Origin of the sequence: Devosia sp., from assembly GCF_040509215.1 — a bacterium.
GTDB lineage: Bacteria > Pseudomonadota > Alphaproteobacteria > Rhizobiales > Devosiaceae > Devosia.
Genome location: NZ_JBEVLL010000044.1, coordinates 1 through 14379, shown reverse-complemented (window position 1 = coordinate 14379; position 14379 = coordinate 1). Strand labels below are relative to the sequence as shown.

The 14379-nt window shown below is 63.1% G+C and carries 14 protein-coding genes and 1 pseudogene; 6 read left to right on the top strand and 9 right to left on the bottom strand.

Annotated features, from left to right (window positions below):
- Window positions 1-391 (bottom strand): annotated as a pseudogene (locus ABW043_RS02145) (ABC transporter permease); the annotation flags it as partial.
- The gene (locus tag ABW043_RS02140; protein WP_353919597.1) at window positions 372-1913 is read right to left on the bottom strand and encodes a sugar ABC transporter ATP-binding protein; all 1542 of its coding nucleotides are present in this window, start codon (window positions 1911-1913) and stop codon (window positions 372-374) included. The pseudogene ABW043_RS02145 and the gene ABW043_RS02140, both read right to left, overlap by 20 nt.
- Window positions 1914-2110: 197 nt before the next feature.
- Here ABW043_RS02140 and ABW043_RS02135 point away from each other — a divergent pair, with 197 nt between their 5' ends.
- Window positions 2111-3130 (top strand): LacI family DNA-binding transcriptional regulator, encoded by a 1020-nt coding sequence (locus tag ABW043_RS02135; protein WP_353919596.1) that lies wholly within the window; start codon window positions 2111-2113, stop codon window positions 3128-3130.
- On the opposite strand, the gene ABW043_RS02130 is transcribed toward ABW043_RS02135, so the two are convergent.
- Both ABW043_RS02130 and copM read right to left on the bottom strand, forming a co-directional pair.
- Window positions 3127-3327, bottom strand: coding sequence for a hypothetical protein (locus ABW043_RS02130; RefSeq protein ID WP_353919595.1), 201 nt, complete (start codon window positions 3325-3327; stop codon window positions 3127-3129). The two genes, ABW043_RS02135 and ABW043_RS02130, sit on opposite strands and share 4 nt — an antisense overlap.
- Before the next feature lie 90 nt (window positions 3328-3417).
- Window positions 3418-3768 (bottom strand): CopM family metallochaperone, encoded by a 351-nt coding sequence (gene copM, locus ABW043_RS02125; RefSeq protein ID WP_353919594.1) that lies wholly within the window; start codon window positions 3766-3768, stop codon window positions 3418-3420.
- 100 nt (window positions 3769-3868) lie between these two features.
- Between copM and ABW043_RS02120 the strand changes: the two genes are divergently transcribed.
- Entirely contained in the window at window positions 3869-4210 is a 342-nt protein-coding gene (locus ABW043_RS02120) for an ArsR/SmtB family transcription factor (RefSeq protein ID WP_353919593.1), read from the top strand.
- Window positions 4207-4683 (top strand): SRPBCC family protein, encoded by a 477-nt coding sequence (locus tag ABW043_RS02115; RefSeq protein ID WP_353919592.1) that lies wholly within the window; start codon window positions 4207-4209, stop codon window positions 4681-4683. The genes ABW043_RS02120 and ABW043_RS02115 overlap by 4 nt, the downstream gene beginning before the upstream one ends.
- Window positions 4684-4898: 215 nt before the next feature.
- Here ABW043_RS02115 and ABW043_RS02110 read toward each other — a convergent pair whose 3' ends face one another.
- Genes ABW043_RS02110 through ABW043_RS02100 form a run of 3 tightly spaced genes read right to left on the bottom strand, consistent with a single transcriptional unit; the run spans window position 4899 to window position 7772 of the window.
- Complete coding sequence (locus ABW043_RS02110) at window positions 4899-5099, bottom strand: heavy-metal-associated domain-containing protein (RefSeq protein ID WP_353919591.1); 201 nt, start codon at window positions 5097-5099, stop codon at window positions 4899-4901.
- Window position 5100: 1 nt separating this feature from the next.
- Window positions 5101-5511, bottom strand: coding sequence for a Cu(I)-responsive transcriptional regulator (cueR, locus tag ABW043_RS02105; protein WP_353919590.1), 411 nt, complete (start codon window positions 5509-5511; stop codon window positions 5101-5103).
- A complete protein-coding gene (locus ABW043_RS02100) occupies window positions 5508-7772 on the bottom strand; it encodes a heavy metal translocating P-type ATPase (protein WP_353919589.1) in 2265 nt (754 codons plus the stop codon). Before ABW043_RS02100 ends, cueR begins: the two co-directional genes overlap by 4 nt.
- 201 nt (window positions 7773-7973) lie before the next feature.
- Here ABW043_RS02100 and ABW043_RS02095 point away from each other — a divergent pair, with 201 nt between their 5' ends.
- Window positions 7974-8696: a Crp/Fnr family transcriptional regulator gene (locus tag ABW043_RS02095; RefSeq protein WP_353919588.1), complete on the top strand. Its 723-nt coding sequence runs from the start codon at window positions 7974-7976 to the stop codon at window positions 8694-8696.
- Between the two features lie 4 nt (window positions 8697-8700).
- Here the strand turns inward: ABW043_RS02095 and cydC are convergent, their stop codons facing one another.
- Window positions 8701-10356, bottom strand: a complete 1656-nt coding sequence (gene cydC / locus ABW043_RS02090; protein ID WP_353919587.1) for a thiol reductant ABC exporter subunit CydC — start codon at window positions 10354-10356, stop codon at window positions 8701-8703.
- Complete coding sequence (gene cydD / locus ABW043_RS02085; RefSeq protein WP_353919586.1) at window positions 10353-12074, bottom strand: thiol reductant ABC exporter subunit CydD; 1722 nt, start codon at window positions 12072-12074, stop codon at window positions 10353-10355. Before cydD ends, cydC begins: the two co-directional genes overlap by 4 nt.
- A gap of 181 nt (window positions 12075-12255) precedes the next feature.
- Here cydD and ABW043_RS02080 point away from each other — a divergent pair, with 181 nt between their 5' ends.
- Window positions 12256-13854, top strand: a complete 1599-nt coding sequence (locus ABW043_RS02080; RefSeq protein ID WP_353919599.1) for a cytochrome ubiquinol oxidase subunit I — start codon at window positions 12256-12258, stop codon at window positions 13852-13854.
- The coding region (cydB, locus tag ABW043_RS02075; RefSeq protein WP_502908582.1) for a cytochrome d ubiquinol oxidase subunit II at window positions 13851-14379 on the top strand (529 nt) is incomplete at its 3' end. The genes ABW043_RS02080 and cydB, both read left to right, overlap by 4 nt.

The following is a 14379-nucleotide window of genomic DNA, read 5'->3' as shown; positions in this document are numbered from 1 at the left end:
TGATCATGGTGCCGTTGAAGACGCCTGCGACGCCGCCGAGCAGAATACCCGTCGCCATGCCGGCGATAACCACGCCCCAGCCGATGCCCATGGAGGGGATCAACCAGTTCATCACCATGATCATGACGCCGGCGATGACCGCGGCCATAGAGCCGACGGAGAGGTCAAGCCCGCCGGCCGTAATGACAAAGGTCGCGCCAATGGCGATGATGCCGATGAAGCTCGACCGTGCGAGGACGTTGGTCAGGTTGTTGTAGCTCAGGAAGTTCTCGTTGAGCGAGATGCCGAGCAGGACCAAGAGGGCCAGCGCCAAGAGCGGCCCCACGGTCTTGAGATCGAGGCGGAAACCGCGCTTGGTTTTTGCCGGAATATCAGGCGCTGATACGCTCATCGTTTCCACTCTGCTTGATGCCCGCGGCGTACCGCATGATTTCTGCTTCGGTAATTTCTGCGCCTTCGAGCACGCCCGTCAGGCGTCCTTCGCGCATCACCACCACGCGGTGGCTGAGACCGATCACTTCCTGCATTTCCGAGGAGATGAGGATGATCGACTTACCCTCGGCGGCCAGGGCCGCGATGATGTGATAGATCTGCTGCTTGGTACCGACATCGATGCCGCGGGTCGGCTCATCCATGATGATGATGTCCGGCTCGCTCTCCATGGTCTTGCCCAGCATGAGCTTTTGCTGATTGCCGCCGGAGAGGCGGCCGACGGCGACGGAGGCATCGCGGGCCCGGATATCGAAGCGGCGCACGGCGCGCTCGAGGGCGCGCTCTTCGCTGGAGCTGTCGAGGAAGCCAGCCTTGATGTGCTTGTCGAGTGTGAGGAGCGTCAGGTTGGGCCTGAGGCCCATGTTCAGCAAGAGGCCTTTGCCCTTGCGGTCCTTGGTCATGTAGGCGAGGCCCGCGTCTACGGACTGGACAACCTGGGTGAAATTGACCGGCTTACCATCAAGCGTGATGTCGCCGCCAGTGCGGTGGCTGAGGCCGACAATGGCTTCCGCGACGGCGGTGCGGCCGGAGCCGATGAGGCCGGCAAAACCGAGGATTTCGCCGCGACGCAGGTCGAAGGAGATGTCTTTGACGCCCTTGGCGACGAGGTTGCGAATGCCGAGGACGACGGGCGCGTCGACATCGGGCTCGTGCTTGGGCGGATAGAGATTGGAGAGTTCGCGGCCGACCATCATCTGGGCGATGGAATCGGGTGTCAGCGCCTCGGTACCGACAGTGGCGATCAACTGACCATCGCGGAGGACGGTGACGCGGTCGGCCAGCTCCATGATCTCGTCGAGCTTGTGCGAGATGAAGATGACGGCGACGCCGCGGGCGGTGAGGCGGCGGATCTGTTCGAAAAGCGTCTGGGTTTCGCCCACCGAAAGCACAGCGGTCGGCTCATCCATGATCAGGACGCGCGCATCGCGGCTGATGGCCTTGGCGATTTCCACCATCTGCTTATCGGCAACCGACAGCGTGCTGATGCGGTCGTCGGGATCAACGCGGACGTGCAGCGTGTCCATCAGTGCGGCGGCGCGCTTGCGCATCTCGCCGAGGTCGAGGAAGCCGAAGCGCTTGATCTCGCGGCCGAGGAAGATGGATTCCGAGGCGGTGAGATGCTCGGCGAGGTTCAGTTCCTGGTGGATGAGCACAATGCCCATCGCTTCGGCCTTGCCATCGGGCGGCAGGGTGACGGTCTCGCCGTCAAAGGTGATCGAGCCCGAAGTCGGCTGCTCGATGCCCGAGAGGATCTTGATGAGGGTGGATTTGCCCGCGCCGTTTTCGCCGATGATGGCGTGCACTTCGCCGGGCTTGATGTCGAAATCGATGCTGAACAGCACTGGGATTTCGCCAAAGGATTTGGAAATGCGATTGGCCGACAGAACGGCAGGCGCAACTGTGCCTTCGACTGATGACATCGCAGAATTCCTCCCCAATGGACGCGGCGGTTGACCCGGCTCTTCGTCCTGATGTGATGATGTAAAGGTTTTCATGAATGATGTAAAGGTTTACATAGAGGCAAAAGAGGGTAAGCCTTTGGGGAGGGTCTGGCGCAAAGCGTTGCTTCTGCTAGAGGCAGGGAAACGGGCGCCAGTGGGTGTGCGGGGCTTTACGAGTGCAGCACCAGAAACTGGCCACGATTGAAGACGTTGCGGCGCTTGCCGGCGTATCCATCGCCACGGTCAGTCGTGCCATCAACGAGCCCACCAAGGTCGCCGACGAAACGCGCCGCAAGGTGACCGAGGCGATCGCCCGTACCGGCTACACCACCAATGCCATGGCCCGATCGCTGCGCATGCGGCGATCCAACATGATTCTCATTCTGGCGCCCGATGTCGGCGATCCGAACTTTTCCAATATTCTGGTGGGGCTCGAAACCGAGGCCAGCAAGCGTGGCTATGGCGTGCTCATCGGCAACACGCAGAATGATGCGAGCCGGGAGACCGACTATCTCCGGTTCATCAGCTCCAACCAGGCGGATGGACTAATCCTCTTCACGGGGCACTTGCCCTATGGCTTTGGGCAGGACGGCACCGAGGGACGCTTGCCGCCCATGGTGGCGGTGAATGAACCGGTGCCCAATGCTGAGGTGCCGTTTGTCGGCGTCGACAATTTTGAGGGTGCGCGGATTGCAACCGAGCACCTGATCTCGCAGGGGCACAGGCGGATCGCCTTTGTCGGGCGTTCAGCGGCGCGCGAGGTCAATCGCCTGCGCGAAGAGGGCTATCGCAAGGCGCTGTCGGGGGCGGGGATCGCGATCGATCCGCGCATGATCATCGACGGCGATGGGACGACCGAGAGCGGGCGCGCGGCGGCCGAACTGATGTTCGTGCGCGATGTGCTGCCGACGGCCTTCTTCTGCGTCAACGACGCGACGGCGCTGGGCGTGATCATCTCGCTCAATGCGCGGCACTACGACCTGCCGCGGCAATTCTCCGTCATGGGCTTTGACGATATTTCGTTTTCGAGTTTTGTGACGCCGTCGCTGACGACGATGAAACAGCCGCGCCACCGGATCGGCGAGGCGGCGATGGAATTGCTGCTGGAACTGCTGGCCGGGGAAAAGCCGCATGAGCAGCAGGTGCTGCTCAGGGCCGAGTTGATCGTGCGTAACTCCGTATCGCGAGTAGGTTAGCGGCCGTCGCTTTGCCGCGGAAAGAAACGCGACTTCAGCAGAAGAAAACCGATTAGCGCCGGAACCTGGCCGACGCCCATTGCAATGGCGATCCAGGCCTCTTCAGGCGGCGCGAACTGGCGCAGGAACAGGCCCAGCGTCGTTCCCGCGGCACCGAAAAGACAGGCGAGGAGACATTCGAGAAGTGTTTTCCGCATGGGCGCTCCGAAGGAGGGCTGGCTGCGGCTCGCCCGATGGCTCGATCTTAGCGCGATTTGTCCGGCCGCGACCAGATCTCTCCGAAAGTGCTAGCGCGGGTTACGCTTGAGCCACTCTTCCATCCAGGCGATTTCGCCTTCCTGGGCAGCGATGACCTCCTCGGCGAGTTTGCGCACTTCAGGATCGCTGCCGTGTTCGAGGACGATGCGCGCCATGTCGATGGCGCCCTGGTGATGGGGGATCATGCCGCGGATGAAGTCGACATCGGCATCGCCGGAATATTCGATGGCCATGTCCGAGTGCATCTGTTGGTTGGCCTCGGTGTAGGCCGTCGTCGCGGGTGAATCGCTCATCGTGCCGCCATGGCCGGCATGGGCGTCCTGAGCATGGGCCGGAAGGGCGAAGAGGGCGAAGGCGAGAGCGAGGAAAGCGGTTTTCATTGGGGTCACCTTTGGGTTGTGCCCAAGACAAATGCGGGCTTGCCAGATGGCAAGGTCAAGCGCCGTTGACATGCAACCGGCGGAATTGTTACTTAATTGCATGCTTAACCAAAATCCCAAGCTCGACCTGATGTTTCAGGCGCTGGCCGACCCGACGCGCCGGGCGATGATCGATCGCCTGAGCCGTGGCCCGGCCTCAGTCAGTGAACTCGCCAAACCCTTCGATATGTCGCTACCGGCAGTGGTGCAGCACTTGCAGTCGCTGGAGGCGAGTGGGCTCGTTTCCTCGCAAAAAGTGGGGCGGGTGCGCACCTGCCAGATCGAGCCGGAGGCGCTGAGCCAGGCCGAGCAGTGGCTCAATGAGCGGCGGACGCTTTGGGTGCAGCGGCTTGATCGGCTGGGGGACTATCTGGCGGCGACGGAAGAGGAAGAGGGCAAATGAGCGAGAAGAAACGCAGCGTCAGCCACGCGACCTTTGTGCTTGAGCGTCGCTACAAGGCGAAGGCGGAACGGGTCTATCGCGCCCTCTCCGAACCCGGTGCCAAGGCGCAGTGGTTCACCCCGCCCGAGACGTGGGGCAAGGACGAGCAGACTATGGATTTCCGCATTGGCGGGGTGGAGACGAGCATTGGTGGCCCCATAGGCGGGCCAGTGCATGCGTTTCGCGCGGTCTATCAGGACATCGTGCCCAATGAGCGGATCGTCTATTCCTATTTCATGACGCTGGACGATGTGCGGATTTCGGTGTCGGTCTCGACGTTTGAACTGATCGCGGATGGCGATCATACGGTGCTGAAGATGACCGAGATGGGCGCCTATCTCGATGGGTTCGACGATGGCGGACAGCTCAGGGAAGAGGGCACGAACGGGCTGCTCGATAATCTCGGGCGGTTCGTGGAGGGGGATTGGGAGTGAACTATTGGAGCCGCGTTCTCCCTTCTCCCCTTGAGGGAGAAGGTGCCCCGAAGGGGCGGATGAGGGGTATTCTTGCGGTTTCGTCACGCGCTCCTCTGCGGAGGATAGAATACCCCTCACCCTGATTTTCTGCTGAACGCAGAAAATCTGTCCCTCTCCCTCAAGGGGCGAGGGGCACCGAATTCGCCGTGGCGAATTCGGTTGGGACCGGTGGCTCAGACCGCCTCAGGCGTATAGCCCGCTTCCTTGATCGCTTCTTCGCCTTTGGCGCGGTCGCCGGTAAAGCTGACCTTGTGGGTGGCGAGATCGACGCTGATTTCGGCGCCGGGCAGGGCTTCTTCGAGGGCTTTGCGGACTGTGCCGACGCAGTGGCTGCAGGTCATGTCGTTGACGGTGAAAATGGTCGTGTCGGCCATGTTAGTGTCCTTTGGTCTTGGAATGGGTCCCGGCGAGATCGTCGAGAATGGGGCAGTCGGGGCGGTTGTCGCCCTGGCAGCAATGGACGAGATGCTTGAGCGTCCCGACCATGGATTCGAGTTCGGCGATCTTGGTTTCGAGCGCCGATATGTGCTCGGAGGCGATCTCGCGCACTTCGCCGCTGGCGCGGGTCTTGTCCTGCCAGAGGGCGAGGAGGGCGCTGGTCTCCTCGATGGAAAAGCCCAGGGTGCGCGAGCGGCGGATGAAGCGCAGCACATGCACTTCATCGCTGCCATAGACGCGGTAATTGCTATCCGTGCGCGTCGGCGGGCGGATGAGGCCGATCTGCTCATAGTAGCGGATCATCTTTGCCGAAACGCCGGAAGCGTCGGCGGCCTGGCCGATGTTCATGCGGTTTCTCCCTTGATGGCGCGCAGGCGCTGGGCATTGCCGACGACGAAGACCGAGGAGAGGGCCATGGCCCCGGCGCCGAGCATGGGCGAGAGCAGGATGCCGAAGGCGGGATAGAGTACGCCGGCGGCGACCGGGATGAGCAGGGCATTGTACCCAAAAGCCCAGAAGAGGTTCTCCCAGATGTTCTTCATCGTGGCGCGGCTCACCGTGAGGGCGTTGAGCACGCCCTGCAGATTGCCGCCGAGGAGGACGACGTCGGCGCTTTCGATGGCGGCATCGGTGCCCGTGCCGACGGCGATGCCGACATCGGCTTCGGCGAGGGCCGGGGCGTCGTTGATACCGTCGCCGACATAGGCGACGACGCGTCCGCCCTGGCGAAGTGCCTTGATGGCGGCGACCTTGTCGGCGGGCAGGACTTCGGCCTGCACCTCGTCGATGCCGAGTTGGGCGGCGATGGCGGCTGCGGTGCGCTTGTTGTCGCCCGAGATCATCGCCGTTTTGAGGCCCATGGCGTGGAGCCGCGCGATGACGGCCTTGCTGGTTGGCTTGACCACGTCGGCGACGACGATGGCAGCCGCGATCTTGTCGCCGATGGCCGCGAAGACAGGCGTCTTGCCTTCATCGGCGAGGCGTTGGAGCGTCTGCTCGAAGTCGGACAGGTCCAGACCTTCCATCATGCGGGCGGAACCGACCTGCACCTTGCGGCCGCCGATGGTGGCGATGACGCCGTGGCCGGGGTCGGAGTCGAAGTGCTCCACCTCGGGCAGTGTCAGGCCGGCCTTTTCGGCAGCGGCGACGATGGCCAACGCAATCGGGTGCTCTGAGCGACTTTCGGCTGCGGCGACCAGGGTGAGCACTTCGTCGTGGTCAAAGTCATCGTCGAGGATCAGGTCGGTGAGGACGGGCTTGCCTTCGGTGAGCGTGCCGGTCTTGTCGAAGGCGACCACATCCGCATCGCGCAGGCGCTGCAGGGCTTCACTCTTGCGGAAGAGCACGCCGAGTTCGGCGGCGCGGCCAGTGCCGACCATGATGGAGGTTGGCGTGGCAAGGCCCATGGCACAGGGGCAGGCGATGATGAGAACGGCGACGGCATTGACGAAGCCGAAGGTCATCGCAGGATCGGGACCCCAGACGAGCCAGACGACGAAGGTGAGCGCGGCGAGCGCCATGACGGCGGGCACGAACCAGGCGGTGATGAGGTCGACGGTGCGCTGGATCGGCAGCTTCCCGCCCTGGGCTTCTTCGACCATGCGGATGATCTGGGCCAGCATGGTATCGCCGCCGACCTTGGTGGCGCGGAAACGAAAACTGCCCGAGGTGTTGAGCGTGCCGCCGATGACGGTGTCGCCTTCCTTCTTCGAGACGGGCAGGGGTTCGCCTGAGATCATGGATTCGTTGACGTGACTGGTGCCATCGACGAGTTCGCCATCGACGGCGATCTTCTCGCCGGGGCGGACGACGACGATGTCGCCGACCTTGACCTGCTCGATCGGCATTTCGTGGACCATGCCATTGTGCTCGACGCGGGCGGTCTTGGCCTGTTCGCGCACAAGGCGCTGGATGGCTTCGCCGGTGCGGCCCTTGGCAATGGCTTCGAGCCAGCGGCCGACCAGGATCAAAAGCACGATGACAGCGGCGGCCTCGAAATAGACGTAGCGCGTTTCGGCCGGCACGAGCTGGGGCAAGAAGGTGACGACGGTAGAAAACAGCCAGGCGGCTCCGGCACCGAGGGCGACGAGCGAGTTCATCTCTGGCGCGCCGCGCAGCAGGGCGGGAATGCCGACCTTGAAGAAGCGGAGGCCGGGCACGAAGAGCACGAAAGTCGCGAGGACAAAATAGGTCGTGTAGAGGACGTCCATCGAGACGACGGACATCAGCCACATGTGGAAGGGCATGTACAGGTGACCGAGCATTTCGACCGCGAAGAGCGGGATGGTCGGAATGGCGGCAATGATGACGTCGCGGCGGAGGATGGCCGCATCTTCGTCGTGGTGGTGATGGGCGTGGTCATGCCCGGCATGCGCGGGCTGGCGCAGGCTGCCCTTGTAGCCGACCTTTTCCACCGCCTTGATCAGGGCCTCGGTGTCACCCCCGGTTATGGTGGCCCGCTCGGTCGCAAGGTTCACCGACGCCGACTCGACGCCGGGAACTTTTAGCAGCGCCTTTTCCACCCGCGACACGCAGGATGCGCAGGTCATGCCTTCTATATCGAGGGCAACGGGGGTAGGCGATGGCGTGTGATGGACGTGTGCTGTCATGGGTTCATTCTCCGTCCTGATGTAGATAGACCTTCCCATCATGGTAAGGTCAAGGGCGAAGCAGCATCTTTTTGCCGGAGACGTGGCGAGCCCGGAAACATTTGTGGTTTCGACTATGCGACCTGTTGGCACAGCGACAAATCTGCGGATTATATTCGGAGCGCCGCCGGCCTAGTTCATGCGCTGTCAGGAGCTTGATCCATGCAGACGGTTCGCAAAGACATCCACAACTCTGAATTGCCAATCCTGTGTCAAAGCTGCGAGGCGCGGCATCAGGGAATTTGTGGGGCAATGACCTCCGAGCAATTGCTCGCCATTTCCAAGCATACGCGGCGCGTGCGGCGGGAGCCGGGGCAGGAGATCATGGCCGATGCCATGCCGATCGCCTCCTACGCCAATGTGCTCAAGGGTGTGGTGAAGCTCACCAAGGTTCTCGAAGACGGGCGCCAGCAGGTGGTCGGGCTGCAATTTGCGCCAGATTTGCTGGGGCGTCCTTTTGCCAGTGAAAGCCGGGTGACGGCGGAAACGGCGTCGGACGTTGAACTCTGCATGATCCCCAAGGCGGCGCTCGAAGCGCTGATGACGGCTGGTGGCCCGGTGGAACACCGGATCATGATGCAGGCGCTGCGCGAACTAGACGAGGCGCGCGACTGGATGGTGACGCTGGGGCGCAAGACTGCGGCGGAGAAGGTGGCGAGTTTCCTGTACCTTCTCGCGACGCATATCGACCCGACGGAAGAGGAAGCGTTGGTGACATTCGACCTGCCGCTGAGCCGGGCGGATATTGCCGATTTCCTGGGGCTGACCATCGAGACGGTGAGCCGGCAGTTGACCAAGCTCAAGGCCGACAAGGTGATCGAGATCGCCAATTATCGGCATGTCAGCATCAAGGACCTGACGCAGTTGCGGCTGCGCTGCGGCTGAGGCGCTAGCCCGCCAGCCGGCCGTTCCGCATTTCAAGGACGCGATCGACCGTGCCGTCGGGAATGGCGGCATGGGTGACCATTATCAGCGTGCGGCCTCTGGTGGCTTCGGCGAGGGTTTCGAAGAAGGCCAGTTCGTTGGCGCGGTCGAGCGCATTGGTTGGTTCGTCGAGAAGGATGATCGGCGCGTCCGAGAGGAGCGTGCGCGCGAGGCACAGGCGGCGCATTTGGCCAGCCGAGAGGGTGCGGCCGGATTCGCCGAGCACCGTGTCGAGACCTTCGGGCAGGGTGGCGACGAATTTGTCGAGTTTTGCCGCTTCGAGCGCGGCCCAAATGGCCTCGTCTTCGGCCAGGGGTCGGGCGATGCGCAGGTTGTTGCGGATCGTGTCGATGAAGACCGGGCTGTCCTGGCTGAGGAGCGCCATATTGGCGTGGACCTGCGCGGCGGCGATGTCGTGAAGTGCGGTGGTGCCGATGCGGATGTCGCCGCATTGCGGTTCGTTGAGACGCAGCAGCAGGCGCAGAAGCGTGGATTTGCCGCCACCGCTGGGGCCGGAGATGGCGATGCGTTCGCCGGGCGCAATGTTCAGGGTAACGCCGTTGAGGACGGGCGCGCCGCTATCATAAGAAAAATGCACATCGGAGAAGGCGATCTTCTGCCCTTCGGGGAAGGGCAGGGGCTGCGTTGGGTCGATGATCGCCGGGGGCAGGTTGGCAAGGGCGGTCAGGCGTTCGGCGGCAGCGAGGGCGGCGGCCGACTTGCCGACGCTGCGGATGATGACGGCGGTGGCTTCGAAACTGCCGAGCACGGCGAGGACGAGGCCGACGAAGACGGCCGGGTCGAGAGTGCCCGCCTCATGGGCGACTATGCCGGTCCAGAGCGTGCCGACCAGGGCTATGGCGGCAAGCACCTGCACAGCCATGGCAGCAGCGCCAGTGAGGGCCGCGAGGGTCAGGCGCCAATCTGAAAGGCGGCGGGCGAGGGCGGAGAACCGGTCTTTGGCGGTGCCGAGAACGCCGAGAATGGTGAGATCGGCGTGGCCGCCGATGGCGTCATAGACGGAAATGCGCGTGTCGGCGGCGGCGGTGACAACCTCGCGGCCGACTTTTCGCGACGAGATGACGAGAGCCGCTGGAACCACGAAGACGGCGCCGGCCACCGCGAGCGCATAGATGATGGCGGCTGATGGCAGGAAAACGATCAGCACGCCCGTGACCGCCATACCCATGAGGAGAGCGCCGAGCATGGGGCCGATGGCGACGAGGAAGGCGACATCGAGCGCATCGACGTCGGCGGTCAGGCGGCTGACGAGGTCGCCGTGACGAATGGAACGATCCGAAAGCGGCAGACGAGGAAAGAGCGCAGCGAAGAGCCAACCGCGCAGGTCCGACAGCAAGCGCAGGGTGGCATTATGGCCGACGAAGCGCTCGCCATAGCGGGCGAGAATGCGGATGAAGGAAAAGGCGCGGACCAGCGAGGATGGCACGAAGAGATTGAAGCCGAGGCCCAGCGTCGTCAGCGCCGTGGCGGTGATGAACCAGCCAGAAGTGCCGAGCAGGGCAATGCCGGCGGCAAGGGTGATGGCGGAAAGCAGCAGCGCCAGGGAGAGCGCGCCGAGGCGACGGCGGAAGAGCGGGGCGAGCATGGCAAAGACAGTCATGCGACACCTTTCTTATGCGCAGGCACGGCGACCGGCAGCAGGGTTTCGCCGGCAATGCGCCAGGCTTTATCGAGCTGCGTCGCGACGGCGTGCGAGTGGGTGGCCACAACAAGCGTGCGGCCCTTCGCATAGTCGATGATGGCCGACATGATTTCGGCCTCGAGCGTCGCGTCGAGATGGGCAGTAGGCTCGTCGAGAAGGATCAAGCCAGCGTCGCGGAGGAAGAGGCGGGCGAGGGCCACACGTTGCGCCTGACCGCCGGAAAGGCCGATGCCATCTTCGCCGATCAGCGTGTCGAGGCCCTGCGGCATGGCGGCTGCAAACTGGGTGATGCCGGCGCGTTCGGCGGCGAGCTCGATCTCGGCACGGCTCGCGCCCTGGCGGGCGAGGGCAATGTTCTCGGCAATGCTGGCATGGAGAAGACGCGGCTTTTGCGTCAGGAGGAAGGTGCGGGCGCGCAGGTCTTCCTCGGGCCAGTCTTCGAGCGCGCGGCCATCGAGCATTATGTCGCCTTCGGCCGTGCGGAGGCCGACAAGCGCTTCGAGAAGGGTCGACTTGCCCTGGCCGCTGGGGCCGAGAATGGCAACGTGCTGGCCGGCGGCGATCTTGAGCGCGGTATCGGCGAGAACGACGCGTTGGCGATCGGGGGTGCGCAGAGTGACGCCCGTCAAATCCAGCGCAATGGCCTTGCCGGCGCGAGGGGCGATGTCGCTGAGGGGCGTTGTCTCGGCTGGGAGGGTGCCGAGCTGGCGTTCGATTTCGACGAGGGCGGCCTTGGCGGAAGCGCGGTCGTGATAATGCGCGGCGAGGAGACGCAGGGGATTATAGACCTCGGGCGCCATGAGGAGCAGGAACAGCGCCAGTTCCAAAGTGAGCGGCGACGAGCGCAGGTGCAGGAAATCGATGAAGGTGAGGCCCAGATAGAGGGCGACGCCGGCAACGCCGAGCGCTGCGAAAAACTCGAGCACCGCCGAGGACAGGAAGGCGATGGCGAGCACTTTCAGCGTGCGACGGCGCAGGGACTCGCTGGCTGAAACAATGCCGGCCGTCTCGGCCGCTTCCCGTCCGAAGAGTTTCAGGGTCAAGAGACCGCGCAGGCGGTCCGCGAAACGGCCGGAGAGGCGCGTTAGGGCCTGGGCCTGACGGTCGGTGGCGGCCTGGGCGCCCCAGCCGACGAGCGCCATGAAGAGGGGAATAAGCGGCGCGCTGACAAGGAACAGCAGGCCCGCGACCCAATCGAGCGGCAGGATGATGGCGCCGAAGACGAGCGGCAGCAGCGCGGCCTGACCCGAGGCGGGCAGATAGCGCGCGAAGAACCCATCAAGGGCCTCGACCTGATCGACCACAGCACTGACGGCAGCGCCGGAGGGCGGCTGATCCTGTCGGCGCGGCGAACGGGCGAGAAGCGAGGAAAAGAGGGCGTCGCGCAGGTTCTGCTTGATCTTTTCCGAGGCCAGCGTGCCGAGCCAATCGCCCAGTGCGGAAATGCCGGCGCGCAAAACCAGCAGGATGAGAACGAGGATGACGGTGGGCAGGAGGGCGTCGAGCGCTTCGCCGCCTTCGATGGCGCGACCGATGACATTGGCAAGGCTCGATGCCTGCCAGACGAGCAAGCCGCCGGAAATGAGCGGCAGACCGATGGCAAGCCAGATGGCGATGCCGCCCTGGCGCTGCAATCTCGTGAGGGCCTTGCCGGCTGCTTTCTCTTCTTGTGTCACGGGCTAATCTTTTGGGGCACAGGGAGGGCCGATTCCGGCGGCCTCTGTTTGCACTCTAAATGTTTCGCACGCAACGAACCTTGATCTATGTCAACGCGGGTCGCACAGTCTTGTCTATTAGGGAAGTCAGGGCGACCTTCTCTGGGCCGCCTGTAGCAGCAGCAAGGCAGGGTCTGCCATGATCGACATGACTGTCGTAGAACTCTCGCGATGGCAATTCGCCGCCACCGCCATGTATCACTTCATATTCGTACCGCTGACGCTCGGCCTATCCATGCTGATGGCCGTGATGGAAAGCGTCTACGTGATGACGGGCCGCGAAATCTGGCGCAAGGCCACGATTTTCTGGGGCACGCTTTTCGGCGTCAACTTTGCCATGGGCGTGGCCACCGGCATCGTCATGGAATTCCAGTTCGGCATGAACTGGAGCTATTACAGCCACTATGTGGGCGACGTCTTCGGCGCGCCGCTGGCGATCGAGGGGCTGATGGCCTTCTTCCTCGAAGCCACCTTTGTCGGCCTCTTCTTCTTCGGTTGGGACCGCATGAGCAAGGTGGGCCATCTGGTCGTCACCTGGCTTGTGGCGCTCGGCACCAATTTCTCGGCGCTCTGGATCCTCATTGCCAATGGCTGGATGCAGAACCCGGTTGGGTCGAAATTCAATCCCGATACCATGCGCATGGAAGTCACCGACTTCATGGCCGTGCTCTTCAACTCGGTCGCGCAGGCCAAGTTCGTGCACACGGTCAGCGCCGGTTATGTCTGCGGTGCAGTGTTCATCTTTGCCATTTCGGCTTTCTACCTGGCGCGCGGCAAGCATGTTGAGATCGCCAAGCGCTCGATGGTAGTGGCGGCAAGCTTCGGTCTTGCCGGAGCGCTGTCGGTCGTCGTGCTGGGTGACGAGAGCGGCTATGTCGCGACCGAACACCAGAAGATGAAGATCGCCGCGCTTGAGGCGAGCTATCACACCGAGGAAGCGCCGGCGCCCTGGACGGTCATCGCCATCCCCGGAGCCGATGGCGGCGAGCCGAGCTTCTCGATCCAGGTACCCTGGGTTGGCGGTCTCATCACCACGAGGTCGCTGGACGAGGAACTGGAAGGCATCGAGGAACTGACCCTGCATGCGCAGACGCGCATCCGCTCGGGCATGATCGCCTATGATGCGCTGCAGGAGATCCGGGCCGACGGTACCAACCAGGCGGCGCGTGCGACCTTTGACGAGCACTGGGCCGATCTCGGCTATGGGCTTTTGCTCAAGAAGTATCGCGAGGATGTCGGCAACGCCACGGACGAGGAAATCGCCATGGCAGCCGAGGACACCGTGCCAGACGTCTGGCCGCTGTTCTGGACCTTCCGCATCATGATGGGTCTTGGCTTCTTCTTCATCGCCTTCTTCGCCTTCTGGTTCTGGAAGGCATCGACGGGCAAACTCGACAGCAACAAGAACCTGCTCTGGCTGAGCTTCTTCCTGTTGCCGACGCCGTGGATTGCCATCGAGGCGGGCTGGTTCATCGCTGAATTCGGTCGCCAGCCCTGGGTGGTGGAAGGGGTGTTACCAACCTTCTATGCCGCCTCGACCCTCAACTTCTGGGACCTGGTGATTTCGCTCAGCTTCTTCACCCTGCTCTACACGGTGCTGTTCGTCATCATGATCATGCTGATGGTCAAAATCGTCAAAGCCGGGCCCAAGGACCACTTCTTCACAGACAGTCCGGATGTCGACGACTTCGTTGTCGCCGCTCTTCCCGCTACCCCCGCGACCAAGGAGCTCGGATCGTGAGCACCATTCCACTCGACTATGAAACCTTGCGGCTCATCTGGTGGCTATTGCTCGGCGTGTTGCTGATCGGCTTTGCCATCATGGGTGGGCGGGATCTCGGCGTCGGCGCGCTGCTGCCGTTTGCGGCGCGCACCGATGACGAACGGCGCGTGTTGCTCAATGTTGTCGGCCCTACCTGGGAAGGCAATCAGGTCTGGCTCGTGTTGGGCGGTGGCGCCATCTTCGCCGCCTTCCCGCCGCTCTATGCCGTGAGCTTTTCGGGCTTCTATCTTGCCATGATCGTCATCCTGCTGGCCCTGATCCTGCGGCCGGTGGGGTTCAAATTCCGCGGCAAGATCGCCGATGCCCGCTGGCGGACGGCCTGGGACTGGGCGCTGTTCATCGGCGGGGCCGTGCCTTCGCTGATCTTCGGTGTGGCGGTTGGGAATGTGATCCTCGGCGCACCGTTCCACTTCGACGATACGATGCGTGCCTTTTATACCGGCAACTTCTTCCTGCTGCTGATGCCCTTTGCCTTGCTCTGTG

Bases quoted from the DNA above. Each gene is read 5' to 3' on its own strand.
- ABW043_RS02140 (WP_353919597.1), bottom strand. From the start codon at position 1,913: ATGTCATCAGTCGAAGGCACAGTTGCGCCTGCCGTTCTGTCGGCCAAT.
- ABW043_RS02130 (WP_353919595.1), bottom strand. From the start codon at position 3,327: ATGCGGAAAACACTTCTCGAATGTCTCCTCGCCTGTCTTTTCGGTGCC.
- copM (WP_353919594.1), bottom strand. From the start codon at position 3,768: ATGAAAACCGCTTTCCTCGCTCTCGCCTTCGCCCTCTTCGCCCTTCCG.
- ABW043_RS02120 (WP_353919593.1), top strand. From the start codon at position 3,869: ATGCTTAACCAAAATCCCAAGCTCGACCTGATGTTTCAGGCGCTGGCC.
- ABW043_RS02115 (WP_353919592.1), top strand. From the start codon at position 4,207: ATGAGCGAGAAGAAACGCAGCGTCAGCCACGCGACCTTTGTGCTTGAG.
- ABW043_RS02110 (WP_353919591.1), bottom strand. From the start codon at position 5,099: ATGGCCGACACGACCATTTTCACCGTCAACGACATGACCTGCAGCCAC.
- cueR (WP_353919590.1), bottom strand. From the start codon at position 5,511: ATGAACATCGGCCAGGCCGCCGACGCTTCCGGCGTTTCGGCAAAGATG.
- ABW043_RS02100 (WP_353919589.1), bottom strand. From the start codon at position 7,772: ATGACAGCACACGTCCATCACACGCCATCGCCTACCCCCGTTGCCCTC.
- ABW043_RS02095 (WP_353919588.1), top strand. From the start codon at position 7,974: ATGCAGACGGTTCGCAAAGACATCCACAACTCTGAATTGCCAATCCTG.
- cydC (WP_353919587.1), bottom strand. From the start codon at position 10,356: ATGACTGTCTTTGCCATGCTCGCCCCGCTCTTCCGCCGTCGCCTCGGC.